23 protein-coding genes are annotated in these 26,996 nt (G+C 60.5%); 15 read left to right on the top strand and 8 right to left on the bottom strand.

The window, feature by feature from the left end:
- Positions 1–13: 13 nt before the first annotated feature.
- The 4 genes from blh to M0412_RS15080 are packed head-to-tail and all read left to right on the top strand — an operon-like array spanning position 14 to position 2,494.
- Entirely contained in the window at positions 14–1,309 is a 1,296-nt protein-coding gene (blh, locus tag M0412_RS15095) for a bifunctional sulfur transferase/dioxygenase Blh (protein WP_269699177.1), read from the top strand.
- Positions 1,303–1,656, top strand: coding sequence for a sulfite-sensing transcriptional repressor BigR (bigR, locus tag M0412_RS15090; RefSeq protein WP_269699176.1), 354 nt, complete (start codon positions 1,303–1,305; stop codon positions 1,654–1,656). Before blh ends, bigR begins: the two co-directional genes overlap by 7 nt.
- Positions 1,653–2,060 carry a YeeE/YedE family protein gene (locus M0412_RS15085; RefSeq protein WP_269699174.1) on the top strand — a complete coding sequence of 136 codons (408 nt, stop codon included), beginning with the start codon at positions 1,653–1,655 and terminating at the stop codon, positions 2,058–2,060. Before bigR ends, M0412_RS15085 begins: the two co-directional genes overlap by 4 nt.
- Positions 2,057–2,494 carry a YeeE/YedE family protein gene (locus M0412_RS15080; protein ID WP_269699173.1) on the top strand — a complete coding sequence of 146 codons (438 nt, stop codon included), beginning with the start codon at positions 2,057–2,059 and terminating at the stop codon, positions 2,492–2,494. The genes M0412_RS15085 and M0412_RS15080 overlap by 4 nt, the downstream gene beginning before the upstream one ends.
- A 78-nt stretch (positions 2,495–2,572) precedes the next feature.
- On the opposite strand, the gene gpmI is transcribed toward M0412_RS15080, so the two are convergent.
- The 6 genes from gpmI to M0412_RS15050 form a co-directional block, all read right to left on the bottom strand.
- Entirely contained in the window at positions 2,573–4,090 is a 1,518-nt protein-coding gene (gene gpmI, locus M0412_RS15075; RefSeq protein WP_269699172.1) for a 2,3-bisphosphoglycerate-independent phosphoglycerate mutase, read from the bottom strand.
- A 209-nt stretch (positions 4,091–4,299) separates the two neighbouring features.
- Positions 4,300–5,556, bottom strand: a complete 1,257-nt coding sequence (locus tag M0412_RS15070; protein ID WP_269699170.1) for a dihydrolipoamide acetyltransferase family protein — start codon at positions 5,554–5,556, stop codon at positions 4,300–4,302.
- 2 nt (positions 5,557–5,558) lie between these two features.
- On the bottom strand, positions 5,559–6,572 hold the full coding sequence (locus M0412_RS15065) for an alpha-ketoacid dehydrogenase subunit beta (protein ID WP_153514590.1): 1,014 nt from the start codon (positions 6,570–6,572) through the stop codon (positions 5,559–5,561).
- A 3-nt stretch (positions 6,573–6,575) separates the two neighbouring features.
- A complete protein-coding gene (locus M0412_RS15060) occupies positions 6,576–7,814 on the bottom strand; it encodes a 3-methyl-2-oxobutanoate dehydrogenase (2-methylpropanoyl-transferring) subunit alpha (protein ID WP_142841382.1) in 1,239 nt (412 codons plus the stop codon).
- Between the two features lie 176 nt (positions 7,815–7,990).
- Positions 7,991–9,118, bottom strand: coding sequence for an acyl-CoA dehydrogenase family protein (locus tag M0412_RS15055; RefSeq protein WP_142841384.1), 1,128 nt, complete (start codon positions 9,116–9,118; stop codon positions 7,991–7,993).
- 12 nt (positions 9,119–9,130) lie between these two features.
- Positions 9,131–10,294: an acetyl-CoA C-acyltransferase gene (locus M0412_RS15050; RefSeq protein ID WP_269699169.1), complete on the bottom strand. Its 1,164-nt coding sequence runs from the start codon at positions 10,292–10,294 to the stop codon at positions 9,131–9,133.
- Between the two features lie 183 nt (positions 10,295–10,477).
- Here M0412_RS15050 and M0412_RS15045 point away from each other — a divergent pair, with 183 nt between their 5' ends.
- From M0412_RS15045 to panB, 8 genes are all read left to right on the top strand, one after another.
- Positions 10,478–10,951, top strand: coding sequence for an Lrp/AsnC family transcriptional regulator (locus M0412_RS15045; RefSeq protein ID WP_003524741.1), 474 nt, complete (start codon positions 10,478–10,480; stop codon positions 10,949–10,951).
- Positions 10,952–11,026: 75 nt separating this feature from the next.
- Positions 11,027–12,199 carry an isovaleryl-CoA dehydrogenase gene (locus tag M0412_RS15040; RefSeq protein WP_269699168.1) on the top strand — a complete coding sequence of 391 codons (1,173 nt, stop codon included), beginning with the start codon at positions 11,027–11,029 and terminating at the stop codon, positions 12,197–12,199.
- Positions 12,200–12,206: 7 nt separating this feature from the next.
- Positions 12,207–13,808: a carboxyl transferase domain-containing protein gene (locus M0412_RS15035; protein ID WP_269699167.1), complete on the top strand. Its 1,602-nt coding sequence runs from the start codon at positions 12,207–12,209 to the stop codon at positions 13,806–13,808.
- Between the two features lie 7 nt (positions 13,809–13,815).
- Positions 13,816–15,813, top strand: a complete 1,998-nt coding sequence (locus M0412_RS15030) for an acetyl/propionyl/methylcrotonyl-CoA carboxylase subunit alpha (RefSeq protein WP_269699166.1) — start codon at positions 13,816–13,818, stop codon at positions 15,811–15,813.
- 1 nt (position 15,814) lies between these two features.
- Positions 15,815–16,741 (top strand): hydroxymethylglutaryl-CoA lyase, encoded by a 927-nt coding sequence (locus M0412_RS15025; protein WP_269699165.1) that lies wholly within the window; start codon positions 15,815–15,817, stop codon positions 16,739–16,741.
- Positions 16,731–17,507 (top strand): enoyl-CoA hydratase-related protein, encoded by a 777-nt coding sequence (locus M0412_RS15020; protein WP_269699164.1) that lies wholly within the window; start codon positions 16,731–16,733, stop codon positions 17,505–17,507. Before M0412_RS15025 ends, M0412_RS15020 begins: the two co-directional genes overlap by 11 nt.
- A 141-nt stretch (positions 17,508–17,648) precedes the next feature.
- Positions 17,649–18,527: a pantoate--beta-alanine ligase gene (gene panC, locus M0412_RS15015; RefSeq protein ID WP_269699163.1), complete on the top strand. Its 879-nt coding sequence runs from the start codon at positions 17,649–17,651 to the stop codon at positions 18,525–18,527.
- Positions 18,524–19,363 (top strand): 3-methyl-2-oxobutanoate hydroxymethyltransferase, encoded by an 840-nt coding sequence (gene panB, locus M0412_RS15010; RefSeq protein ID WP_269699162.1) that lies wholly within the window; start codon positions 18,524–18,526, stop codon positions 19,361–19,363. Before panC ends, panB begins: the two co-directional genes overlap by 4 nt.
- Before the next feature lie 204 nt (positions 19,364–19,567).
- Here panB and rhaI read toward each other — a convergent pair whose 3' ends face one another.
- Together rhaI and M0412_RS15000 are read right to left on the bottom strand one after the other, a co-directional pair.
- Positions 19,568–20,860, bottom strand: a complete 1,293-nt coding sequence (gene rhaI, locus M0412_RS15005; protein WP_269699161.1) for an L-rhamnose catabolism isomerase — start codon at positions 20,858–20,860, stop codon at positions 19,568–19,570.
- Positions 20,861–21,049: 189 nt separating this feature from the next.
- The gene (locus tag M0412_RS15000) at positions 21,050–23,146 is read right to left on the bottom strand and encodes a bifunctional rhamnulose-1-phosphate aldolase/short-chain dehydrogenase (protein WP_269699160.1); all 2,097 of its coding nucleotides are present in this window, start codon (positions 23,144–23,146) and stop codon (positions 21,050–21,052) included.
- A 200-nt stretch (positions 23,147–23,346) separates the two neighbouring features.
- Here M0412_RS15000 and M0412_RS14995 point away from each other — a divergent pair, with 200 nt between their 5' ends.
- From M0412_RS14995 to M0412_RS14985, 3 genes are all read left to right on the top strand, one after another.
- Positions 23,347–24,177 carry a DeoR/GlpR family DNA-binding transcription regulator gene (locus M0412_RS14995; protein WP_065118076.1) on the top strand — a complete coding sequence of 277 codons (831 nt, stop codon included), beginning with the start codon at positions 23,347–23,349 and terminating at the stop codon, positions 24,175–24,177.
- Between the two features lie 47 nt (positions 24,178–24,224).
- Positions 24,225–25,235, top strand: coding sequence for a rhamnose ABC transporter substrate-binding protein (gene rhaS, locus M0412_RS14990; protein ID WP_065118075.1), 1,011 nt, complete (start codon positions 24,225–24,227; stop codon positions 25,233–25,235).
- A 227-nt stretch (positions 25,236–25,462) separates the two neighbouring features.
- A complete protein-coding gene (locus M0412_RS14985; RefSeq protein WP_269699159.1) occupies positions 25,463–26,995 on the top strand; it encodes a sugar ABC transporter ATP-binding protein in 1,533 nt (510 codons plus the stop codon).
- The last annotated feature ends 1 nt before the right edge of the window (position 26,996 follow it).

Raw genomic sequence — 26,996 nt, 5'->3', positions numbered from 1 at the left:
ACAGGAGATGCTGATGAGCGCCGTCAAGATCAACGAGCGTCTGACCGTAGCGGGCCAGCCGGAGATCGCCGATTTCCCTTCAATCTCCTCTCAAGGGTATAAAAGCATCATCAACGCGCGACCGGATGGCGAAGACGCCGGCCAGCCGGGCAATATGCGGGAAAAAACTGCCGCCGGCACAGCGGGTCTGACTTACAGCTTCATTCCGGTGACGGGACCGACCATGACCGAGGCCGATATTCGCGCTTTCCAGCAGGCGATGGCCGCGGCCGACGGCCCTGTTTTTGCCCATTGCAAAGGCGGCACCCGCGCGCTGACACTCTACGTGCTCGGCGAAGCGCTTGACGCGCGTATGCAGCAAAGCGAAATCGAGGCTTTCGGCAGGACGCACGGTTTTGACCTGTCCGGCGCGGTTCGCTGGCTGGAGCGGCGGGCTTTGGCGGCACCCCACGTCAAGGCATTCTTCGATCCGCGTACATCCAGCCTGCAATATGTCGTTTCGGACCCGGCGACCGGACGCTGCGCCATTATCGACCCCGTCTTTGATTTCGATGAAAAATCCGGCGCGACGGGCACGATGAATGCCGATGCCATTCTGGCCTATGTCGAAAGCGAAGGCCTGTCGGTAGAATGGATACTCGATACCCATCCGCATGCCGACCACTTTTCCGCCGCCTATTATCTGAAACAGAAAACCGGCGCCCAGACCGCCATCGGCGCAAAAGTTACCGGTGTGCAAAAACTCTGGCAGGCGAAATATAACTGGCCCGATCTGGAGACCGATGGCTCGCAATGGGATCGGCTGTTTGAAGCGGGTGACAGGTTCAACATCGGTTCACTGGATGCCCGCGTGCTGTTTTCGCCCGGCCACACACTGGCTTCCGTCACCTATGTCGTGGGCGACACCGCCTTTGTGCATGATACGGTTTTCATGCCGGATTCCGGCACCGCGCGCGCCGATTTTCCAGGTGGCAGCGCCGGGGAGCTTTGGGCTTCCATTCAGGATATCCTTGCCCTTCCTGACGAAACACGGCTTTTCACCGGCCATGACTACCAGCCCGGCGGCCGCGCACCGAAATGGGAAAGCACGGTCGCAGAACAGAAACGCAGCAATCCGCATCTGGCCGGCGTGACGGAAGAAGGCTTCATCCGTCTGCGCGAAGCTCGGGATCGCACCTTGCCGATGCCCAAGCTCATTCTGCACGCACTGCAGGTCAATATCCGTGGTGGCCGCCTGCCGAAGCCGGAGGCCAACGGCAAACGCTACCTCAAATTCCCGCTCGATGGGCTGGAGGGTAGCACATGGTGAAAGACAATAATTGGCAACAGGTTCCGGGGATCGCCGAAATCCCCCTGCCCGCCATGGAAGAACGCGCCGTCGAAGTTGCGCTGCTTTTAAAGACACTCGCCCATCCTGCCCGGCTGATGCTGGCCTGCACTCTGGCGCAGGCAGAATTTTCAGTCGGCGAACTGGAGACGAAGCTTGATATTCACCAGCCCACACTTTCCCAGCAGCTCGGCGTGCTGCGGGAAGCGGGTGTCGTCGAAACCCGGCGCGAAGCCAAGCAGATTTTCTACCGGATGAGCGAAACGAAAGCGGCCCAGCTTATCGAGGCTCTCTACGCCATATTCTGTGCACCGGAGGCGGCCCCGTGAGCCCCTATTGGCCCTCGCTTTTCGGCGGCATGCTTCTCGGTCTTGCATGCATCCTCCTGTTTCTGTTCAACGGCCGCATCGCCGGCATCAGCGGTATCATGGGCAGGATGCTCGGCCGGGAGCGGCGGCTTGCCGATCTGGCCTTCTTGGCCGGCCTGCTGGCCGGGCCCTATCTTTACGCCGCCGCATTCGGCCGGCTTCCGACGATAACCATAATCGCCCCATGGCCGCTGATCATCATTGCCGGTCTGCTGGTGGGTTTTGGCACGCGCATGGGCTCCGGCTGCACCTCCGGCCACGGCATCATGGGGCTGGCCCGGTTTTCCCGGCGCTCCATCGCCGCAACCGCAACCTTTCTGATGACCGGCATTGTCGCGGCAACGATAACGGGAGCCATGTCATGAAAAATCAAGCCATGGCGCGTGTTGCGCTGGCATTGATCGCAGGAGCACTGTTCGGTTTCGGTCTGTCGCTCTCCGGCATGGTCGATCCGGCCCGCGTTTCAGGTTTTCTCGATGTGGCGAGCGGCCATTGGGACCCGAGCCTGATGTTTGTTCTTGGCGGTGCAGTCTCGGTCGCCGTGCCGGGTGTTCTGCTCAGCCGTTTTATTGCCAGACCGGTTCTTGCCGAAGACTTCAGCCTTCCGGCAAAAACCCGCATCGACCGGCCGCTCATCCTTGGTTCAGCCATTTTCGGCATTGGCTGGGGGCTTGCCGGTTTCTGCCCCGGCCCGGCACTGTCGGCTTTCGCTCTCGGGCTTCTGCCGGTCATTCTTTTTGTCTGCGCCATGATTGCAGGCATGTTGGCGCATGATCGCCTCCTGGCAAAAAAGCCATAGAGCAAACCGCCAACCTTCATACCCAGGCATGATAAGAATGGGCAGCGCGGGTGGCAAAACACCCGCGCCAAGACCTTATTACAGGTCGATCAGGCTCTTGCCCGTCATTTCCGGGGGCAACTGCACGTTCATCAGTTGCAGCAAGGTGGGCGCGACATCGGCGAGAATGCCGTCATGCAGCTTTGCACCCTGCGGGCCGCCAAACAGGATCACCGGCACCGGATTGGTGGTATGCGCCGTGTGCGGGCCGCCGGTTACGGGGTCGACCATGGTTTCGCAATTGCCGTGATCAGCGATTACCAGCATGGCGCCACCGACTGTCTCGAGAGCGGCGACGACAGCAGCAAGCCCGCGATCCACGGCTTCGCAAGCCTTGATAGCGGCCTGCAGATCCCCGGTATGACCAACCATGTCCGGATTCGCGTAATTTGTGACGATAAGATCGTAGCCCTTGCCGATCGCCTCGACGAATTTCTCCGTCACTTCCGGCGCGCTCATTTCCGGCTGCAGATCATACGTCGCAACCTTGGGGGATTTCGGCATGAAGCGGTCTTCGCCCACCTCCGGCTCTTCCTTGCCGCCATTCAGGAAGAAGGTGACATGCGGGTATTTTTCGGTTTCGGCGAGACGGAACTGCGTGAGCCCGTGTTTTGCCACCCATGCACCCAGCGTATTGGCGATATCGCGCTTCGGATAGGCCGTCGTCATGAAAGCAGCGTGCCGGGTGGAATATTCCACCATGCCAAGCAATGCCGAAAGCACGGGCTTTTCACGCGCGAAACCATCAAAGTCATCCGCACCGATGGCAAGCAGGATTTCACGGGCACGGTCAGCGCGGAAGTTCAGGCAGAACAACCCATCGCCGGCCTTGAAACCCTCATAACCATTGATCACAGTCGGCAGAATGAATTCATCCGTCACATCGTTCTTGTAGCTCTGCGCGACCGCGCTAACCGCATCAGGCGCATGTTCGCCCTTGCCGAGAACCATGGCGTCATAGGCCTTTTCAACGCGCTCCCAGCGATTGTCGCGATCCATCGCATAATAACGGCCGATCACAGTGCCGATGCTGGCGCCTTGCGGCAGGCTCGCCACCAGCGCCGCAACAAAATCTTCCGCCGATTGCGGCGCGACATCGCGGCCATCGGTGATGGCATGCACGACGACTTTCAGACCATGGCTGATCATGAGCTTCACCGCCGCCTGACCGTGGAGAATATGGCCATGGACGCCGCCATCGGAAACGACGCACATCAGATGCGCCACACCGCCCGCGGCCTTCACCGTGGCGGCGAAATCGAGCATCGCCGCATTGCGGAAAAAGCTGCCATCCTCAATGGCCAGATCGATCTGGCCGAGATCCATGGCGACGATGCGGCCGGCGCCGATATTGGTGTGGCCGACTTCCGAATTGCCCATCTGCCCGGTGGGCAGACCGACATTCGGGCCGAAGGTGGTGAGCCTCGCATTCGGGCAGGTGGCGAAAAGCCGGTCCACGGTGGGCGTATTCGCCAGCACCGGCGCATTGCTGGATGTGTCCTCGTTCAGCCCCCAGCCATCGAGAATAGTCAGGACAACGGGTTTGGGAGTGCGCATGGGAGGACCTTCTTCTTCATTCGGTTGCCGGCGGAGGGCGGACCGCCGGGCGCCGGAGCGCCGTCTTCCGCCACTATGATCATGATGAGAAAACATGCTTCTCGTTCTTCTCTTCTATACCCGAAGATGACGAACGCAAGCCTATACCGACACCGAAACAGTTCCGTGAAGCCGGAGTGCTTCACGGAAAAAAGCTTTTGGATGAAACCTCAACCGTCGATGAATATCAGTGCCGGCTTTTCCAGGAGCGCCTTGACGGCCTGGATGAAGACGGCGGCATCCCAGCCATCGACCACCCGGTGATCAAAGCTGGACGACAGGTTCATCATCTTGCGCGGCACGAAGCGTGAGCCATCCCAGACCGGACGCGTCATGATCTTGTTGACGCCGATGATCGCCACCTCCGGATGGTTGATGATGGGCGTCGAGACCACACCACCCAGGGCTCCGAGCGAACTTATGGTGATGGTGGAGCCCATCAGTTCCTCCCGATGCGCCGTGCCGGTGCGGGCGGCTTCGGCAACGCGTGAGACCTCGTCTGCACATGCCCACAGGCCGAGTGCTTCGGTGTGGCGCACGACCGGAACGGTGAGGCCGGACGGTGTTTGCGTGGCAATGCCGATATGGACGGCTTCGTAATGGCGGACGACACCGTTCTCATCGTCGAAAGTGGCATTCATGCCAGGATGGTCAGCCACGGCTCTCACCAGAGCGCGCATCAGAAACGGCAGGATCGTCAGTTTCGGCTGTCCGGAACGACGATTGCCGTTCATGGTCGCGCGCAAATCTTCGAGATCCGTCACGTCGATTTCCTCGACATAGGTAATGTGCGGAATACGGAAAGCGGAGAGCACCATCTTCTCGGCAATCTTGCGCCGCAGCCCCGTCACCTTCACTTCCTCGACGGCGCTATCGTGGGCCGCTGCCGGCTCGGGGCGTTCCGGCCTTTCCCGCACGGTTAAGAACCCATCGAGATCGGCATGGGTGATATGCCCGTCCGGCCCGGTTCCCTTGACCTTTGTGAGATCAATATCGAGATCGTCGGCACGCTGGCGAACGGCGGGAGACGCCAGCGGTTTGTGGTGCGGTTCGGCTGGAGGCGGCGGCAGCGGCGAATTCTCGGCGGGACGCGCAGCCGGCTGGGTTTCGACGGGTGGCGGCGCTTCCGTCATATCCGCCGGCGCTTCGGCTTCCGGCGCGTTGACCTCGGGAGCGGCGGCAGAGACATCGGTTTCGATGCGGACAAGTGGTGCCTTCACCGGCACGGTATTTCCGACCGTCACGGCCAGCCAGGTGACGATGCCCGCCACCGGCGACGGAATCTCGACCGTTGCCTTGTCAGTCATCACGGCGGCCAGCACCATGTCCTCATGCACCGGATCACCCGGCTTGACGTTCCATTCTACCAGTTCGGCTTCAGCGACGCCTTCGCCGACATCGGGCATTGTAATGGTATATTCCGCCATAATCAGGCCTCCATGACTTCGACAAGTGCGCGTCCGACGCGGGCGGGTCCGGGAAAATAGTCCCATTCCTGCGCATGCGGGTAAGGCGTATCCCAACCGGCGACACGGACGACGGGGGCCTCCAGATGATAGAAACAATGTTCCTGCACCAGCGACACCACTTCGGCCCCGAAGCCGGAGGTCAACGTCGCCTCATGCACCATGACACAGCGGCCGGTCTTGGAAACGGATTTGACGATACTATCGAGATCAAGCGGTAGCAGGCTGCGCAGATCGATGATCTCGGCATCCACACCGGTTTCTTCCGCTGCCGCCAGCGCCACATGCACCATGGTGCCATAAGCGATGACGGTGACAGCGTTTCCGGGGCGGCGGATTTCGGCCTTGCCGATGGGGATGGTGTAGTGCCCTTCCGGCACCTCGCCCATATCGTGTTTGGACCACGGGGTGACCGGCCGGTCGTGGTGCCCGTCGAAGGGACCGTTATAGAGCCGCTTCGGCTCCAGAAACATCACGGGGTCGGGGTCTTCGATCGAGGCAATCAACAGCCCCTTGGCATCATAAGGGTTGGAGGGAACAACCACCTTCAGCCCGCAGACATGGGTGAAAAGCGCTTCCGGGCTCTGGCTATGCGTCTGCCCGCCGAAAATACCGCCGCCAGTGGGCATTCTGAGCACGATCGGGCAGGTGAAATCGCCATTGGAGCGATAACGAATGCGCGCCGCTTCCTGGGTGATCTGGTCATAGGCGGGATACATGTAATCGGCGAACTGGATTTCGACACAGGGTCGCAACCCGTAAGCGGCCATGCCGATGGCGGTGCCGACAATGCCGGATTCGCTGATCGGCGCATCGAAACAGCGGGTCTTGCCGTATTTCCCCTGCAGCCCCTGCGTGGCGCGGAAGACGCCGCCGAAATAACCCACGTCTTCGCCGAACACCACGACATCGTCGCTGCGCTCCATGGACACATCCATGGCGCTGCGAACGGCTTCAATCATCGTCATTCTTGCCATGTCTTACCATCCTGCCTTCTGGCGCTGGCGGGCGAGATGCGGCGGCATCTCCTCGTAAACGCCTTCGAAAATATCCTTTTTCGGCGGTTTTTTGCCTTCATGCAGCGTGCCGTGGCTTTCCGCCTCGCGTTGCGCTTCAAGCACTTCGTCGGCGATTTCCGCCTCTGCCTGCCGGTGCCGTTCATCCGACCAGACGCCGCGCAGGGTGAGATGTTTCTTCAATCGCAGAACCGGATCGCCGAGCGGCCAGGCTTCGGATTCGGTCTTTGGCCGGTAAGCACTAGGATCATCCGAGGTGGAATGGGCGCCGACACGATAGGTGACATATTCGATCAGCGTCGGGCCGAGATTGCGGCGCGCCCGCTCCACGGCCCAGCGCGCCACGGCATAAACCGCGAGATAGTCATTGCCATCGACCCGAAGTGCTGGAATGCCGAAGCCCAGCCCGCGCGCCGCAAATGTGCCGGACCCTCCGCGCGCAATGCCCTGAAAGGTGGAAATGGCCCATTGATTGTTGACGATGTTAAGGATGACCGGGGCCTTGTAGGTGGAGGCGAAGACCAGCGCGGAGTGGAAATCCGACTCCGCCGTCGAACCGTCGCCAATCCAGGCGGCCGCGATCTTCGTATCGCCCTTGATGGCCGAGGCCATCGCCCAGCCAACCGCCTGCACATATTGTGTGGCGAGGTTGCCGGAGACGGTGAAGAAACCGTGCTCCTTCGAGGAATAGAGCACCGGCAATTGCCGCCCGTGCAGCGGGTCGAGCTCGTTGGAATAAATCTGGTTCATCATGGTGACGAGCGGATAGTCATCGGCGATCAGCAGCCCGGCCTGCCGGTAGGTCGGGAAATTCATGTCGCCTTTGGAAAGCGCCTTGCGGAAGGCGCAACTGACTGCCTCCTCCCCCAGATGCTGCATGTAAAAGGAAGTCTTGCCCTGTCGCTGCGCCATCAGCATGCGCGCATCGAAAGCCCGAAGCCGCATCATGTTTTTGAGACCGACCAGCAATTCCTCGTCCGAAAGCAGCCCGGCCCACGGCCCGACGGCTTCACCCTGATGATTGAGGACGCGGATGATCGAATAAGCGAGATCGCGCATGCTTTCCGGCGCAGCCTCCACATCCGGACGCGGCACGGAGCCCGCCTTGGGTATCTTCACATTGGAGAAATCCGGCTCCCCGCCGGGCCGCACCGCAGGCTCTGGAACATGCAGGCTGAGATGTGGCGTTTCTGATATATCCATTCTACTCCTCCGGCGGGCTAGCGCGCCCCATAATTCCGTCATTCCGGCCTTGAGCCGGAATCCAGCCGACGCGCGTCTGCGCGGCGGGAAGGACTCTTTTCAGCCCAAGGACTTGGGCTGGCTGGATACCGGCTCAAGGCCGGTATGACGGAGGTTTTCCTTTCCAATCATCAGCCTCACAAATTCCGTGCGATCACCATGCGCTGGACATCGCTTGTCCCCTCGTAAATCTGGCAAATGCGCACATCGCGATAAATCCGCTCCACCGGATAATCCGCCATGTAGCCGTAACCGCCGTGGATCTGGATGGCGTCCGAGCAGACGCGTTCGGCCATTTCGGAGGCGAAGAGCTTGGCCATCGAGGCCTCCGAAAGACAGGGCTCTCCCGCCTCCTTCAGCGCTGCGGCATGCAGCACCAGCTGCCGCGCCGCCGTAATCCGCGTTGCCATATCCGCCAGCCGGAACGCGACCGCCTGGTGCTCCACGATTGCCTGCCCGAAGGCCTTGCGCTCGCGGGCATAATCCCGCGCCGCCTCGAAGGCCGCCTGCGCCATGCCGACAGCCTGAGCGGCGATGCCGATGCGGCCACCCTCCAGATTGGCAAGCGCGATGCGATAACCCTGCCCCTCTTCGCCCAGCCGCAATTCGACGGGGACCGCCATCTCGGTGAAGGCGATCTGGCAGGTATCGGACGAATGCAGGCCGAGCTTTTCTTCGACCCTTATCACCTCGTAACCCGGCGTATCCGTCGGCACGATGAAGGCGGTGATGCCCTTCTTGCCCGCCGCCGCATCGGTGACGGCGAAGACGATGACGACATCACCATTCTTGCCTGACGTTATGAACTGTTTTGCACCATCAAGAATATAGCGGTCGCCATCCCGCCGGGCGCGGGTCTTCAGGTTGGAAGCATCTGAACCGGCCTGCGGTTCGGTCAGCGCAAAACCGCCGATCCATTCGCCGGAAGCGAGTTTCGGCAGGAAACGCTGTTTCTGGTCTTCCGTGCCGAATTTCAGGATCGGCACGCAGCCGACTGAATTATGGACGCTCATGATGGTGGAACAGGCCCCGTCACCGGCAGCAATTTCCTCCAGCGCCAGGGCATAAGCGACGGCCCCGGTTTCCGACCCGCCATAATCCTCCGAAACCAGCATGCCGAGGAAACCGAGGTCTCCCATTTCCTTCAGTTCGTCTTTCGGGAACCGGCTTTCCCGATCACGCGAAGCAGCCCCTGGGGCCAGCCGCTCGCGGGCGAAATCGCGGGCCATGTCACTGATCTGCTGCTGGGCTTCGTTCAGGATCATCGCCGCCTCCCCTTAATGCCGCTCGATGCCGAGCGCGGTTGCTTCACCGCCGCCAATGCAGACTGCGGCCACGCCGCGCTTCAGCCCGTGACGCTGCAGGGCCGCCAGCAGGGTGACGACGATCCTCGCGCCGGAAGCGCCGATCGGATGACCGAGCGCACACGCCCCGCCATGCACATTCACCTTGTCATGCGGCAGATCGAGATCGCGCATTGCCGCCATCGCCACCACGGCAAAGGCCTCGTTGATTTCGAAGAGATCGACATCCCTCGCCGTCCAGCCGGTTTTATCGAACAGCTTTTTCATCGCGCCGATGGGAGCCGTTGGATATCCGGCAGGGGCATCCGCATGGGAGGCCTGACCGATGATGGTCGCCAGTGGTGAAAGACCCCGCCTTTCCGCTTCGGAGCGACGCATGAGAACGAGAGCGGCCGCACCATCGGAGATAGAACTGGAATTGGCCGCCGTCACCGTTCCGCCATCGCGAAAGGCGGGCTTCAGCTGCGGGATTTTCTCCGGCCTTGCCTTGCCCGGCTGCTCATCCACGGCAACATCGCCGACAGGCGTGATTTCCGCTTCAAAGGCTCCCTCCGCTATGGCGCGACGCGCCCGCTCCAGCGAGGCAAGCGCATAGTCATCCTGCATGGCGCGGGTAAATTGATAGGTTTCAGCGCAATCTTCCGCGAAAGTGCCCATCAGCCGGCCCTTGTCATAGGCATCCTCGAGACCGTCGAGAAACATATGGTCGATGACCTTGCCGTGGCCGAGACGATAGCCACTTCGGGCGCGATCCAGCAGATAGGGCGCATTGCTCATGCTTTCCATGCCGCCCGCCAGCACGATGGAAGAGCTTGCCGCTGCGATCTGGTCATGGCCCAGCATGATCGCCTTCATGCCCGAGCCGCACATCTTGTTGATGGTCGTTGCGCCAATCGAATTGGGAATGCCGGCGGCAATGGCTGCCTGCCTGGCGGGCGCCTGCCCCTGCCCGGCCGTGAGCACACAGCCCATCAATACATCATCAATATCAGAAACCGGAACAGCGGCCCGTTCGACGGCCGCACGGATCGCCGCGGCCCCAAGATCGGGCGCAGCCACCGATTTGAATTCGCCCTGGAACCCACCCATAGCAGTACGGGCGGCCCCGACGATCACGACAGGGTCATGCACAGTCAAATTCACCTCCCTTGGGCATTCTCTCGCTTGAGAAAACGACCGTCATCGCGATCTCCTCCAGACCTCGAATGACATGAACGCTATCACCAACTCGAATTCATTTCAAAGCTATTTTGATTGACAGTTTTTTGATTGACGATATCTTTGATCCAACAATTAGTCATATCATAGAGCAAATGATCCATGATTGAGCTCGACAGTTTCGACCGCAAGATTTTGCATGTGCTCGGTGATGACGGGCGGGTGAGCTGGCGCGATCTGGCGGCCCGCATCGGTCTTTCCTTCACACCAACGCTGCGCCGTGTACGCAAACTGGAAGAGGAAGGCATCATTCGTGGCTATACCGCCGTGTTCGATGAAAACCGGCTGCTCGGCAATATGGGCGTCTTCATCTCCGTCACGCTGGAACGGCAGATCAAGGAAGCGCTGACGACCTTCGAACACCATGTCGCTTCTATCCCCGAAGTCGTGGGCGGTTATCAGACCAGCGGCAGTTCCGATTACCTGATCCACGCCATGGTGCGGGATTTGCCGCATTATCAGGAGCTACTGGATTTCCTGACCACGGTTCCCGGCGTGTCGCGCATCCAGTCCAATTTCGCCATCAAGACATTCGTGCGCCGTTCCGCCGCCTTCACCGGGGGTGACACGCCGTAAATAAGGGCTGCCGGCGCGGAGGAGGCGCCGACTGCTGAAAAGAGGGACGGCCTGCCGTCCGGAGGAGGAGACGCGATGAGTTTGAACCTCGCCGCCATTTTCGATGCCGATCTCGGCCCGGAAATCGCAGCATTGCGCGACAGCGCAAGTGCATTCGCAGATGATAAAATCGCCCCGCTGGCGGCAGAGATCGACAGGGACGATCGTTTTCCACGCAAGCTCTGGCCGGAGATGGGTGAGCTCGGCCTGCACGGCATTACCGTTTCGGAAGAGTTCGGCGGTGCCGACATGGGTTATCTCGCCCATTGCGTGGCGATGGAGGAAATAAGCCGGGCTTCGGCTTCCATCGGCCTTTCCTATGGCGCTCATTCCAACCTCTGCATCAACCAGATTCACCGCTGGGGAACGCGAGAGCAGAAGCACAGATATCTGCCGAAACTCGTCTCCGGCGAACATGTCGGCTCACTCGCCATGAGCGAGACGGAAGCCGGTTCGGATGTCGTGTCGATGCGGCTGAAGGCGGAGCGCAAGGGCGACCGCTACGTGCTGAACGGCGCAAAAATGTGGATCACCAATGGTCACGAGGCCGATACGCTGGTGGTTTACGCCAAGACGGATATGTCCGCCGGCCCGCGCGGCATCACGGCCTTCCTGATCGAAAAGGGCTTCAAGGGGTTTCGCCCGGCCCAGAAACTCGACAAGCTCGGCATGCGCGGCTCACCCACATCAGAACTGTTGTTCGAGGATTGTGAGGTGCCGGAAGAGAACATTCTCGGCCGCCTCAATGACGGCGTGACGGTGCTGATGAGCGGGCTGGATTACGAGCGCGCCGTGCTCGCCGCCGGCCCTGTTGGTATCATGCAGGCGGCAATCGATCTGGTGCTGCCCTATGCCCGCGAGCGCAAGCAGTTCGGCAAACCGATCGGCGAATTCCAGCTGGTGCAGGGAAAGCTCGCCGATATCTACTCGTCCATGAATGCATCCCGTGCCTATGTCTATGCCGTGGCCCGGGCCTGCGACAATGGCCGCATCACGAGGCAGGATGCGGCGGGCGCAATCCTCTTTGCCGCCGAGCGGGCGACACAGGTGGCGCTGGATGCGATCCAGCTTCTCGGCGGCTCCGGCTATGTCAATGAAAGCCCGGCCGGACGGCTGCTGCGCGACGCCAAGCTTTACGAGATCGGCGCGGGCACCAGCGAAATCCGCCGGATGCTGATCGGCCGCGAACTGGTCAAGGGCAACGGGTGAGAACGCGATGAAGCTTACTTCCAGTCTGAACCGCGACCCCACCTTTGCTGCCAATGTCGATTTCATGTCGGGGCTGATCGACGACCTGCGCCAGCACGTCGAAAAAATCTCCCGGGGCGGCGGCGAAAAGGCCCGCGAACGGCATCTTTCCCGCGGCAAATTGCTGGCGCGTGACCGCATCGAGGCCCTTCTCGATCCCGGCAGCCCGTTTCTGGAATTGTCGCAATTTGCAGCTTACGAGGTCTATGAAGAACCGGTTCCTGCCGCCGGCATCGTCACCGGGATTGGCCGGGTCTCGGGCCGCGAATGTGTGATCGTTGCCAATGACGCGACGGTGAAGGGCGGCACCTATTATCCGCTGACAGTGAAGAAACATCTGCGCGCGCAGGAAATTGCCACTGAGAACCGCCTGCCCTGCATCTACCTCGTGGATTCCGGCGGCGCGAACCTGCCCAATCAGGACGAGGTGTTTCCCGACCGCGATCATTTCGGCCGCATCTTCTACAATCAGGCCACTATGTCGGCGCAGGGTATCGCCCAGATCGCCGTGGTGATGGGCAGTTGCACGGCGGGCGGGGCCTATGTGCCTGCCATGAGCGACCAGTCCGTCATCGTCAAAAATCAGGGCACGATCTTTCTCGGCGGCCCGCCGCTGGTGAAAGCGGCGACCGGCGAGGTGGTAAGTGCGGAGGACCTCGGCGGCGCGGATGTGCATTCCCGCCAATCCGGCGTCACCGATCATTATGCCCATGACGACCGCCATGCGCTGGCGCTGACCCGGCGGATCGTCTCCACCCTCAACCGCCGCAAACAGGTGGAGCTGGATATCCGCGAACCGGCAGAACCACTTTACCCGCCCGACGAGCTTTACGGCATCGTTCCCGCCGATACGCGAAAACCCTTCGAGGTGCGCGAGATCATTGCCCGACTGGTGGATGGTTCCGAATTTGACGAGTTCAAGGCGCTTTACGGAACGACGCTGGTCTGCGGTTTCGCCCATATCCACGGTTATCCCGTCGGCATCATCGCCAATAACGGCATCCTGTTTTCGGAATCGGCGCTGAAGGGCGCGCATTTCATCGAACTCTGCTGCCAGCGCGGCATCCCGCTGGTTTTCCTGCAAAACATCACCGGCTTCATGGTCGGCAAGGCCTATGAAGCCGGTGGTATCGCCAAGGATGGCGCAAAGCTCGTGACTGCGGTCGCTTCAGCCAAAGTGCCGAAATTCACCGTCATCATCGGCGGCTCCTTCGGGGCCGGTAATTACGGCATGTGCGGCCGGGCCTATTCGCCACGCTTCCTGTGGATGTGGCCGAATGCCCGCATTTCGGTGATGGGTGGCGAACAGGCGGCGTCCGTTCTGGCGCAAATCCGCCGCGACGGCATCGAGGCCGATGGCCGCCATTGGTCGAAGGAAGGCGAAGAGGCGTTCAAGCAGCCGATCCGGGAAAAATACGAACGGGAAGGCCATCCCTATTATGCCAGTGCAAGGCTATGGGACGACGGCATCATCGATCCGAAGGATACCCGCCTCGTGCTGGGCCTCGGTCTTTCCGCAGCACTCAACGCACCGATTGACCCCACCCGTTTCGGCATATTCAGGATGTGAGGCGACGATGTTCTCGAAAATACTGATCGCCAACAGGGGCGAAATCGCCTGCCGCGTCATCCGCACCGCCAACCGCATGGGCATCCGCACCGTGGCGGTCTATTCGGATGCCGACCGAAACGCCATGCATGTGGCGCTGGCCGATGAGGCCATCGGCATCGGCCCCGCGCCGGCGCGCGCCTCCTATCTCGATGCGGAAAAAATCATCGCGGCAGCAAAAACAACCGGCGCGGAGGCGATCCATCCGGGTTACGGCTTTCTCTCCGAAAATGCTGCGTTCGCCGAAGCCTGTGCCGCCGCGGACCTCATTTTCATCGGTCCGCCGCCGCAGGCAATCCGCGCCATGGGCGGAAAAAGCGAGGCGAAGGCACTGATGACGGAGGCGGGTGTTCCCGTCGTTCCAGGTTATCACGGTGACGAACAGTCCGAAAAACGGCTGGCAAGCGAGGCGGAGAAGATCGGTTATCCGGTGCTGCTCAAAGCCTCGGCTGGCGGCGGTGGCAAGGGCATGCGCGTTGTCAGGCAAAAGCGCGACTTCGCCGCGGAGCTTGCCGGCGCGAAACGCGAAGCGCTTGCCGCTTTCGGCAATGACCGCATGCTGATCGAAAAATACCTGGAACGACCACGGCATGTGGAAGTGCAGGTCTTTGCCGACGGCCACGGCAAATGTGTTTCGCTGTTCGAACGCGACTGCTCGATCCAGCGCCGGCATCAGAAGGTGATAGAGGAAGCCCCCGCCCCCGGCCTGCCCGATGCCTTGCGGCAACGCATGTATGATGCGGCAACCGCCGCCGCCCGCGCCATCGATTATCGCGGGGCCGGAACCGTGGAGTTTCTGCTCGACCCCTCCGGCGCCTTCTATTTCATGGAAATGAACACCAGGCTTCAGGTCGAGCATCCGGTGACGGAATATATTACCGGTCTCGATCTGGTCGAATGGCAAATCCGCGTCGCCAACGGCGAGCCCCTGCCGGAGGGCTGGGCCGACCTTGCCATCAACGGCCATGCCATCGAGGCGCGGATTTATGCCGAAGACCCGGCGCATGATTTCCTGCCGTCGATTGGCACGGTCAGCCATCTCGTTTTTCCCGATGAGGGCCCGCATCTCAGGATCGACAGCGGCATCCGCGCCGGCGACGCCATCACCGTGCATTACGATCCGATGATCGCCAAGCTGATCGTCTGGGATCATGATCGCCCTTCTGCCGTGCGGCGGCTGCGGCTGGCGCTGGAAAAACTGGCGATCTGTGGCGTCACCAGCAATGCCGCCTTTCTGGCGCGGCTTGCGAGGCTCGAGAGTTTCGCGGCGGCCGATCTCGATACCGGCTTCATCGCCCGCAACGAGGCGGCACTATTCGCCCCCGCAGCCATCGGCGAGAGCGAGATCGCTGTAGCCGCGCTTGGCCTTCTTCTTTCGCGACAGAAAACGGCCAAGACGAGTTCTCTGTCATCGGCCGATCCCTATAGCCCATGGAACAGCACCAGCGCTTTCCGCCTGAATGCACCGACGCGGGAAACCCTGTATTTCACTCTCGACCATCAGCCGCGCACAGTTGCCGTTACCCATGAGGAGGACGGGTTTTCAATGGAGATTGACGGCGGGACGATCCGCATCGGCGGCAATCTCGCGGAGAATGGCAAGCTGCGTGCGGTCATCGATGGCAGGCAGAGGCGGGGCTATTTCTTTGCCGAAGACAGCGGCCATACGCTTTTTCTGGACGGCGAGCATTATCGCATCAGCCAGCCGGACCCCGTCGATATAGCGGACGTCACCATCCACACCGGTGGTCTGGAGGCGCCCATGCCGGGCGTTATCCGTGCTTTGCTCAGCCAGAAAGGTGCGCTCGTCGAAGCCGGCGAGGCGCTGGTGGTGATGGAGGCGATGAAAATGGAGCACACGATCCGTGCCCCGGCGAAAGGTATCGTCGCCGCCATTAACTGTGCCGAAGGCGATATGGTGGCAGCCGGTGCGGTGCTGGTGGATTTCGAGCCGGAGGGCGCGTGACATGAGCTGGCCTGAAACCGTCAAAATCGTCGAGGTGGGCGCGCGTGACGGCCTGCAGAACGAAAGCACCGAAGTTCCCGTCGCCATCAAGATCGAACTGATCGAGCGGCTCGCAGCAGCAGGCCTGCCGGCGGTCGAGGCTGGCGCTTTCGTTTCACCCAAGAGAGTTCCGCAGATGGCGGGTTCGACGGCGGTGTTTCAGGGTCTAAGACAGCGGTACGGCACAGCCTATCCGGCGCTCGTTCCAAATATGAAAGGTTTCGAGGCGGCCATTGAAGCCGGCGTGACGGAAATCGCCGTTTTCGTCTCCGCATCCGAAGGCTTCAGCCAGCACAATATTGGCTGTTCACGTTCGGAAAGCCTCGAGCGACTACACGATGTCGCGCAGGTAGCAACCAGCCAGAATATCCGCATGCGCGGTTACGTTTCCTGCATTGCCGGCTGCCCCTATGACGGCGCGGTTGCGCCCGATGAGGTGGCGGCAATGGCCGACGCGCTTGTCACCATGGGGTGTTACGAAATTTCGCTCGGCGATACGATCGGCGTCGGCACAGCTGGCCAAATCCGCAACCTCATCGAGCATGTATCGACCCGCATCCCGCGTGAAAAAATCGCCATGCATTTCCATGACACCTATGGGCAGGGCGTGGCCAATGTGCTGGCCTCGCTTGAGGAAGGCATCGCCGTTTTCGACAGTTCCGTTGCCGGGCTGGGTGGCTGCCCCTTTGCGCCAGGAGCGAGCGGCAATGTCGCCACCGAAGATGTCGTTTATCTACTGCAGGGACTTGGCATCAAAACCGGTATCGACCTGATGGCGGTGGCGAAGACCGGTGACTGGATCAGCCGGCATCTCGGCAGGCCAAATGCGGCACGCGCCGGAAAAGCGCTGCTTGCCGCAAAACAGGAGGGTGACCTGCATGGCGGATGAGTTGTTACGCGAAACACGCAAGGATGTTCTGTGGCTGACACTCAACCGGCCGGAGGTGCACAACGCCCTCAATGCCGCCATGACCGATGCGCTCACGGATGCCATCCGCGCTGCATCCGGTGACCGCAATCTGCGCGCCGTGGTGATAACGGCGGCGGGAGATCGCAGTTTCTGTTCCGGAGCAGATCTCAAGGAAAGCGCCGGTGGCATGTTCCTTTCGCGCGATGGAACAAACCCCATTGCCGATGTGATGCGCGCCATCGAGCGATGCGAAAAACCCGTCATTGCCCGCATCAACGGCCGGGTCCTGGCTGGCGGGCTAGGCCTGATTGCCGCCTGCGATCTTGCCTATGCCGCCGATCATGCGGAATTTGGTCTGCCGGAAGTGCGGATCGGACTTTTCCCGGCCATGGTGGCGGCAAAGCTTCTGGCGAAAATGCCCTTGGGCGGGCTTCAGGAAATGGCTTATCTCGGCCAGCCGGTCAGCGCTGCGGAGGCAACACGCCTAGGCCTCGTCAATCGCACCGCGCCTGCCGCTGAACTCGATCGCTTGATCGAGGATGTTCTTGCAAAGCTGCGACAGAATGCGCCGGGCGCCATCGCAGCCGGAAAGGCAGCCTTGCTGGCGATGCGCGACATGCCGTCCGATGAACGGCTGGCCTTTGCCGAAACTACCATCGCCACCCTCAGCGGTAGCGATGAGGCGCGCGAAGGGCGGCAGGCTTTTGCGGAAAAGCGGCCGCCTATATGGGCGGGAACATCCTGAACCGCAGCACTTTCACCGCAGTCGTCACCTCTTGAGGCGTTAATCGATATAATGCCAATAGCCGCGTTGACCCCGTTCAGCAAATCGCGTTCTATCCAGCACCTTTCGCCGGATGGCGATCGGGCAGCCGGAGGAGACCCCATGCGCCTTGTAAAAACCGTCGCCGAATTGCGGAATGCGATTGCCGCCTTTCGCCGCGAGGGCAAGACTGTCGGCTTTGTGCCGACCATGGGTTTTCTCCATATCGGCCACCTCACCCTCGTTGCGCGAGCCAAGGCAGAAAACGACGTGACGGTGGTTTCCATCTTCGTCAACCCGCTGCAATTCGGCGCGAATGAGGATCTGGCGCGTTACCCGCGTGACCTCGCCCGCGACAGCGCGCTGCTGGAAGAGGCGGGCATCGATATTCTCTTCGCGCCAGAGGTGACGGAGATGTATCCGCGCCCGATGTCGACCGTCGTGGATGTGCCGGAACTGGGCAGCCAGCTGGAAGGCGCGGTGCGGCCGGGGCATTTTGCCGGCGTCACCACCGTCGTGACCAAGCTCTTTAACCTCGTCCAGCCGGATGCCGCCTATTTCGGCGAAAAGGACTATCAGCAGGTGACGCTGATCCGCCGCATGGTGGAAGACCTTGCCCAGCCGGTGCGGGTCGTGCCGGTCGCGACGGTGCGGGAGGTGGATGGCCTCGCCTGCTCCTCACGCAATGTCTATCTGACCCCCGAGCAACGCGCTGCCGCCGTGATCGTGCCGCGCGCGCTTGAAGAGGCTAGCCGGCTTTACGACCAGGGCCTCGACGATCCCACCGCCCTGGAAGCGGCGATAGAAAAATTTATCGCCTCTGAGCCACTGGCTTTGCCGGAAGTCGTTGCGGTGCGCGATCCCGATACGCTGGCGCCGGTTACCTCCGTGCAGTTGGGACCCGTGCTGGTGGCGCTGTTTGTGCGCTTCGGCAGCACGCGCCTGCTCGACAACCGCGTCATCGGCCGCGACAGAACTGAAAAAAGAGAGGCTGCCCAATGAGCACCCATGGAAAACTGAAGCGGCTGACGACAGCCTCCATCCGGCAGATGAAAGGTGAGGCTCGCATCGTCTGCCTCACCGCCTATACGACGCCGATTGCGCGCCTGCTCGATCCGCATTGCGACCTGCTGCTGGTGGGCGATTCACTCGGCATGGTGCTTTACGGCATGGACACGACGGTTGGCGTGACGCTGGACATGATGATCGCACACGGCCGCGCCGTCATGCGCGGCGTCAACCGAGCATGCGTCATCGTCGATCTTCCCTTCGGCACCTATCAGGAATCGAAGGAACAGGCCTTCCGCAACGCGGTGCGGCTGATGCAGGAAACCGGCTGCGACGGCGTGAAGCTGGAAGGCGGCGAAGAAATGGCCGAGACAATCGCCTTTCTGGTGGCCCGTGGCATTCCTGTCTTTGGCCATGTCGGCCTGATGCCGCAGCTTGTCCACACCGCCGGCGGCTTCCGCTCGCTCGGCCATTCAGATACGGAAACGCAAAAGATCTGGCGTGATGCGATTGCGGTCGATCAGGCGGGCGCCTTCGCCATCGTCGTGGAAGGCACCGTCGAGCCGCTTGCCCGCGAGCTGACCGAGAAACTTTCCGTCCCCACCATCGGCATCGGCGCATCACCGGCCTGCGACGGACAGGTGCTCGTCTCCGACGACATGCTTGGCCTGTTTTCCGATTTCAAACCGAAATTCGTCAAACGTTTTGCTGATCTTGGTGCGGCGGTTTCGGAAGCAACCGCTGCTTATGCCGACGAAGTTCGCTCAGGGGCATTTCCGGGGCCGGAGCATACGTTTCAGGTGCGCAAGCAACCCGTTAAGGGGGAGTAAGAAGCTTAGCCAGTATGTCGATGGCAAGCCTTGCCCTAAAACTCAACGTCATCCTCGGGCTTGACCCGAGGATCCATAACCTGACGCACCATGGATCCTCGGGTCAAGCCCGAGGATGACGGCGGAGAGGTGAGGCAATGCTGTTTGCTGTTAACCGCCTGCTCGGCCTGATCGCAGTCTTTGCGCATCCAGCAAATCGAACGACTACACAATACCACCGCTGCCACCAACCGAAGCCGGCCGTTCCGCCGCCACCCGCTTGCGATAACCGCTCGCCCGATATGTCGCGATGGGGTCGATTGCACCACCAGCCAATTGCCGGGCCTGCGCGAGGATGGGCTCTACATCGGTGCGATAAGCCCGTTTCAGCGTATCAGAAGCCAGCAGCGCATCATTTTCCTGCTGATAGCCGTCGAGAGCCACGCGATCCACCAGCAGTGCCTGCGCATAGGCGCGGCGGATTTCATTGGCGCTGGAGATCAGGCTTTCGATCGGGTCCGTCACATTATGCGACTGGTCGATCATATGGGCGGGGTGGAAGCCTTTCACGCCGCGATATTCGGCATCCACCAGTTCGTTGAACACGAGGAACAGGCGGTATGGCTCTATCGAACCGGCATCCAGATCGTCATCGCCATATTTGCTGTCGTTGAAGTGGAAACCGCCGAGCTTGCCGAACTGGATGAGCCGGGCGACGATCATTTCGATATTGGTGTTCGGCGCATGGTGGCCGAGGTCGACGAGGCAGAAGGCCTTTTCGCCGAGCGTATTGGCGATGAGGTAATTGGTGCCCCAGTCCTGCACGACGGTGGAATAGAAGGCCGGCTCGTACATCTTGTGTTCGGAGAAAATGCGCCAGTCATCCGGCAGCGCCTTATAGATATCGGCCATGCCGGCAAGATAGCGCTCGAAACTTCTGGTGAAATTACTCTGGCCGGGGAAATTGGAGCCGTCGCCCACCCACACCGTCAGCGCCTTGGAGCCGATGGCGTTGCCGATCTCGATACATTCGATATTGTGTTCGACGGCCTGCCGGCGCGTGGCGGCATCCGTATGGCTGAGGGAGCCGTATTTGTAGGAATGGCTCTGACCGGGCGCATCCGAAAACGTGTTGGAATTCATGGCGTCGAAGCCGAGACCCAGCGCATCGGCATGGGCCTTCAGCCGCTTCGGGTCTTCCTTGTCCCACGGAATATGCAGGGAAACGTTTGGTGTAGCGCGCGTCAGCTGGTTGATGACGGCGCAATCATCGAGCTTGTCGAAAATGCCGCGCGGCTCACCCGTGCCGGGAAAACGGGCAAAGCGCGTGCCGCCCGTGCCAACGCCCCAGGAGGGCACGGCGACGAAAAACTCCGCCACCTTGGCCGTAACGGCATCGATATCGATGTTACGGCGCGCAAGCTGGTTGCCCAGCGCCTGATAGTCGTCTTTCTGTGCGCCGGCGCGCTTTTCGTTTTCAGCCGCGATCACATCGGCGGCGATTTTCGTCTCGGTCATCTTTTCCTCCCGGGAATCGGTCCAGTGCATGCTTAGCTTATCGACCTCATCTCCGTCATACCGGCCTTGAGCCGGTATCCAGTCGACGCGCGTCTGCGCGGCGGGATAAGTTCCTTCAGCACAAGGACTTGGGCTGGCTGGATTCCGGCTCACGGCCGGAATGACGGAAATAAGAACGCACCAAACGCCTTATCGCGTAAAACTCTGCGCATTGCCGGCATCAACATTGATGATGTTGCCGGTGGACTTGGCGGAAGCGTCGGACGCCAGGAAGTAGATCGCCTCGGCGATGTCTTCCGGGAAGACGTTGAGCTTCAGCATCGAGCGTTTGCGGTAATGTTCCTCCAGATCGGTCACCTCGATCTTGGATGAAGCAGCACGCTGCTCACGCCACTCACCATTCCAGATTTTCGAGCCACGCAACACGGCATCGGGATTGACGGTGTTGACGCGAATGCCCGCTTCCGCCCCTTCAAGTGCAAGGCAGCGGGCCAGATGGATTTCCGCGGCCTTCGCCGTGCAATAGGCCGACGCATTGGGTGAAGAGGCAAGGCCATTCTTGGAGGCGACGAACACGACGTTGCCGCCGAGATTCTGACGCCGCAGCAGCCGGAATGCTTCTCGCGAAACAAGGAAATAACCCGTGGCGAGAATGTCGATATTCTTGTTCCACATGGCAAGCGTCGTATCTTCCACGGGTGCGGAAGAGGCAATGCCGGCGTTGGAAACGAGAATATCCACACCGCCGAATTCCACGCTCGCTTGCGCAAAGGCCGAAATGACCGCGTCTTCCTGCGTCACATCAAGCTTGACGGTACGCACCGCGTCGGCGCTGTAACGCTTGGCGAAATCGCCCTTGGCGGCTTCCAGCGCCGTCTCGTCAATATCGGCCAGAACCACGCAGGCACCCTCACCCGCCAGCCGTTCCGCCGTTGCCCGGCCAATGCCGCCGGCGCCGCCGGTGACGAAGGCCACGCGGCCGGCAAGGCTTTTCGGCTTCGGCATGCGCTGCAGCTTTGCTTCTTCCAGCAGCCAATATTCGATATCGAAGGCTTCCTGCTCGGGAAGCCCCTGATATTCGGACACGGTGGAAGCGCCGCGCATGACGTTGATGGCGTTGACATAAAATTCGCCGGCGATGCGGGCCGTGGCCTTGTCCTTCGCGAAGGACAACATGCCGACGCCGGGGATCAGGAAAATAACCGGGTTTGGATCGCGTATATCAGGCGAATTATCGTGGCGGCAGGCTTCATAGTAGCGGGTATAATCCGCGCGGTAAACTTCCAGCGCCTTGTCGAGACCCGCCGTCACAGCGTCCACATCTGGGTTCGCGGTATCGAGCTCAAGGATCAGCGGGCGGATTTTGGTGCGCAGGAAATGATCGGGGCAGGATGTGCCGAGATTTCCGAGCGGCTTCAATTCCTTCGAATTGACGAATTCAAGAACCGCATCCTGATCGTCAAAATGGCCAAGCTTGCGCTCCTCGCGGCCAATGCGGCCACGGATTTCCGGCATCAGCCGCGCGGCGATGGCGCGGCGTTCGGCAACCGGCAGGCTCTTGGCCACGGCACCGCCGAAGATCACCTTGCCTTCGGTCTTTCCAGCAAACCACTCGATCGCCTTGTTGATGATGGCGAGCGTCAGTTCGTAACATGCCTTGGCGTCATTATCCCAGGTGAACAGGCCGTGGCTTTCCAGCACAACGCCCTTGGCCTTGGGATTGGCCTTGACGAAGGCTTCGAGATCAAGCCCGAGCTGGAAACCGGGACGACGCCAGGGCAGCCAGCCGATGTCATCGCCGAAGATCTGCTGCGTCAGTTCCTTCGAATTCTTCGAAGCGGCAATAGCGATGATCGCATCCGGATGCATGTGATCGACATGATCGTAAGGCACAAAACCGTGCAGCGGCGTATCGATGGAGGCAGCACGCGGGTTGAGGTTGAAGGTGCAATGCGGCAGGAATCCGACCATGCGGTCCTCGTCTGCAACGCCTTTGTAAATGCCCTTCAGCGCTTCCAGCTTGTCGAGATAAAGCGTCGAAAAACCATCGAGCTTGATGGTGCCGACATCACCGCCGGAGCCTTTGACCCACATGACGCGGACCTTTTCACCGGTCAGCGGATCGGTTTCCAACACCTTTGCAGAGGTGTTGCCGCCGCCGTAATTGGTGATGCGCTTGTCCGCACCCAGCAGATTGGAGCGATAAAGCAGCTTGCCAGGCTCATCGAGCGTCCTGGCGTAAGCGTCGTCCCAACGGCTTTCGAGAAGGCGGGATGTTCCCGTCATGTCTTCCTCCCAATATCTGTCTTCATTCGCGGAGCCGATATCGGCCCGCCTCCTTTGATGGCAGGTATCGCGCATCCAAAAGCACAATGTCAATCAAAAACGATCATAATTTTTCATGTTGCAGCGCGATATTGATTAATTTGATCGTTCTTGATTGACAACGTAAAGAGATTGCGAATAATCACGGTCAGGAGGACCCCATGCACGAACGCGAACGCCATCGCATCATCTTGAGCGCCACGCAGGAAAAAGCTGTCGTGACGGTGCAGGATATTGCTGAACTCACGGATGCGTCGGAAGCGACAATCCGCCGGGATATCGCGTCTTTGCACGTTCAGGGCAAGTTGCGGCGCGTGCGCGGCGGAGCGGAAGCGGTGCATCCGCCGCAGCTCGGTAATCTTGCCGCACGTCCCTTCCGCGTGTCCGAATCGGTCAATATCGACAAGAAACGCGCAATTGCGCGCAAGGCGGTCGATCTCTGCAATGATGGCGACGCGATCATCCTGAATGGCGGCACCACGACATTCCAGATGGTGCATTACATGGCGGCACGCCGCCTGCAGGTGATGACCAATTCCTTCGCGATTGCCGAGCATCTGGTCAAGCATTCCAAATGCAGTGTCAGCGTGCCGGGCGGCGCGATCTATCGCGACCAGAGCCTTATCCTGTCGCCTTTCGAGAACGACGCGATCCGCAATTTTTATGCGCGACGGATTTTTCTCGGCGCGCAGGGCGTGGGCGCGCTCGGCATCATGGAGTCCGACGCGCTGGTCATCCAGAGCGAACAGAAGCTGATGCGGCAGGCGGAAGAACTGATCGTGATGGTCGATTCCTCGAAATTCAGAAAACGATCCAGCCTGATTTTATGCCCGCTCGAAAATGTCACGACCATCATCACCGATGACGGGATTTCGGACGAAGCGGCAAGGATGGTGGAAGATGCCGGCGTCGAATTGCTGATCGCCGGTGCGGTGGCAGCGGGAAAAACCGCCGGTCCGCCGGATGAGGAGAATTCTTCTTCAGTCGCTTGAGGAGTGCTGGAGGGAAAAGCAAGGTTCAAAACGGGAGGAAAAGGGACATGAAACTTACACGCAGAACATTGACCAGCGTTCTGGCACTCAGCGCGGCGCTCTCCGTCGCGGGGCTTGGCAGCGTTGCCCAAGCAGCAGACGTCAAGATCGCACTGGTGGTCAAGTCACTCGGCAACGGCTTTTTCGAAGCCGCCAACAAGGGCGCGCAGGAAGCGGCAAAGGATCTCGGCGGCGTCGAGATCATCTATACCGGTCCGACCAGCACCACGGCGGAAGGCCAGATCGAAGTCATCAATTCGCTGATCGCGCAGGGTGTCGATGCCATCGCCATTTCCGCCAACGACCCCGACGCCGTTGTTCCGGCGCTGAAAAAGGCGGCACAGCGCGGCATCAAGGTCATTTCCTGGGATTCCGGCGTGGCGCCCGAAGGCCGCATTCTCCAGCTTAATCCTTCTTCCAACGCGCTGATCGGCAAGATGTGCCTGCAGCTTGCCGCATCGCATCTGGAAGGCGGCAAGGGCGACTTCGCCATTCTTTCAGCCACCACCACCTCCACGAACCAGAATATCTGGATCGACGAAATGAAGAAGCAGCTGAAGGACTTCCCCGGCCTCAACCTCGTCACGACCGTTTACGGTGACGACCTTGCCGACAAGAGCTACCGCGAAGCGCAGGGCCTGCTCTCCTCGCAGCCGAATGTGAAGGTCATCGTCGCGCCGACGACGGTTGGCGTTCTCGCCGCCTCTCAGGCCGTGAAGGATGCCGGCAAAATCGGTCAGGTCTTCGTGACAGGCCTTGGCCTGCCGTCGGAAATGGCCGGCGCCATCAAATCGGGCGCGACCAAGGAATTCGCCATCTGGAACCCGATCGACCTCGGTTACTCCGCCACCCAGATCGCCTATCGCCTTGTGAAGGGTGAAGCCGACGGCAAGCCGGGCTCGGAAATCGAAGCCGGCCGCATGGGCAAGATCAAGGTTGGCGAAAACAGCGAAGCGGCCATGGCTGATCCGTTCATCTATGACGCGAAGAATATCGATCAGTTCTCGAAGATTTTCTGATCTGAGAAGTGACGGCAGGGCGTGGAGGGCACCCCCCTCTGTCCTGCCGGACATCTCCCCCTCAAGGGGGGAGATCGATATGCGGCGGCCTCTCGGCCATCTCCAACGTTGCGAGTGAGCGAGCGTTTTCTTCTGGCCGATCTCCCTCCTTGTGGGGGAGATGCCCGGCAGGGCAGAGGGGGGTGGCCCCGATCACTTCACTCAAAACTGACCGGTAAGACCTGATAATGCGTGCTGAAACCCAAACCATCAACATGACAGAGGCTTCGAGCGCCACGCCCATTCTGGAAATGCGCGGCATCAGCCAGATATTCCCCGGCGTGAAAGCGCTGGATGGCGTCGATATTGCGCTTTATCCCGGCAAGGTCACCGCGCTGATCGGCGAGAATGGCGCGGGCAAATCCACGCTCGTCAAAATCCTCACCGGCATCTACCGCCCGAACGAAGGCGAAATCCTGCTGGATGGCAAGGCTGTGACCTTTCACGGTGCGCAAGATGCCATCGATGCCGGCGTCACCGCCATTCATCAGGAAACCGTGCTGTTCGACGAGCTCTCGGTCGGCGAAAACATCTTCCTCGGCCATGCGCCAAAAGGCCGTTTCGGCCTGATCGACTGGAAGACCATCAATGAGCGAGCCAGAATTCTGCTGGAACAGCTCGAAAGCACCATCGACCCTACCATCCGGTTGAAAGATCTTTCGATCGCCCAGCGCCATCTGGTGGCCATCGCCCGTGCGTTGTCAGTCGAGGCGCGCATCGTGATCATGGACGAACCGACGGCTGCGCTTTCCCGCAAGGAGATCGATGATCTCTTCCGCATTGTCGAGAACCTCAAACGGCAGGGCAAGGCGATCCTCTTCATCAGCCACAAGTTCGATGAAGTCTATGAAATCGCCGAGAATTACGCCGTGTTCCGCGACGGGAAAATGGTCGGAGCCGGCACACTCGCCACCACGCCACAGGATGAGATCGTGCGCCTGATGGTCGGTCGCGACGTGACGAACGCCTTCCCCAAGCAGGCCGTCACTCTGGGACCAACGGTTTTGTCAGTTCGCGATTACTCGCACCAGACGGAATTCCGCGATATTTCGCTCGAGCTGCGCAAAGGCGAGATTCTCGGCCTTTACGGGCTGATCGGCGCCGGTCGCTCCGAACTCTGCCAGTCGCTGTTCGGCATCACCCGGCCGGCCTCTGGTGAGGTGACACTGAACGGCCAACGGCTCACCATTCGTTCGCCGGAGGATGCGATCCGCGCCGGCATCGTTTACGTGCCGGAAGAGCGCGGCCGCCATGGGCTGGCGCTGGACATGCCAATCTATCAGAACATGTCGCTGCCCTCTCTCACGCGCACATCGCGCAAGGGGTTTCTCGCCGCCGCCAATGAATTTGCGCTGGCGCGCAAATATGCGTCCCGTCTCGATCTACGTGCGGCTGCACTCTCCGTGCCTGTTGGCACGCTTTCGGGCGGCAACCAGCAGAAGGTAGTGATCGGCAAGTGGCTCGCCACCCAGCCCAAGGTCATCATTCTCGACGAGCCGACCAAGGGCATCGATATCGGCTCCAAGGCCGCCGTGCATGGCTTCATCAGCGAGCTTGCGGCCGAGGGGCTTTCCATCATCATGATTTCATCCGAACTTCCCGAAATCCTCGGCATGTCCGACCGTGCCATCGTCATGCGCGAAGGCCTGATGGCGGGCCAGTTCGAACGCGCCGATTTTTCTCCGGAAAAGCTGGTGCGCGCCGCCACCGGCAATGCCTGAG

It is taken from the genome of Agrobacterium sp. O3.4, assembly GCF_041414895.1.
GTDB classification, from domain to species: domain Bacteria; phylum Pseudomonadota; class Alphaproteobacteria; order Rhizobiales; family Rhizobiaceae; genus Agrobacterium; species Agrobacterium cucumeris.
This window is presented reverse-complemented; position numbering and strand designations above follow the sequence as displayed.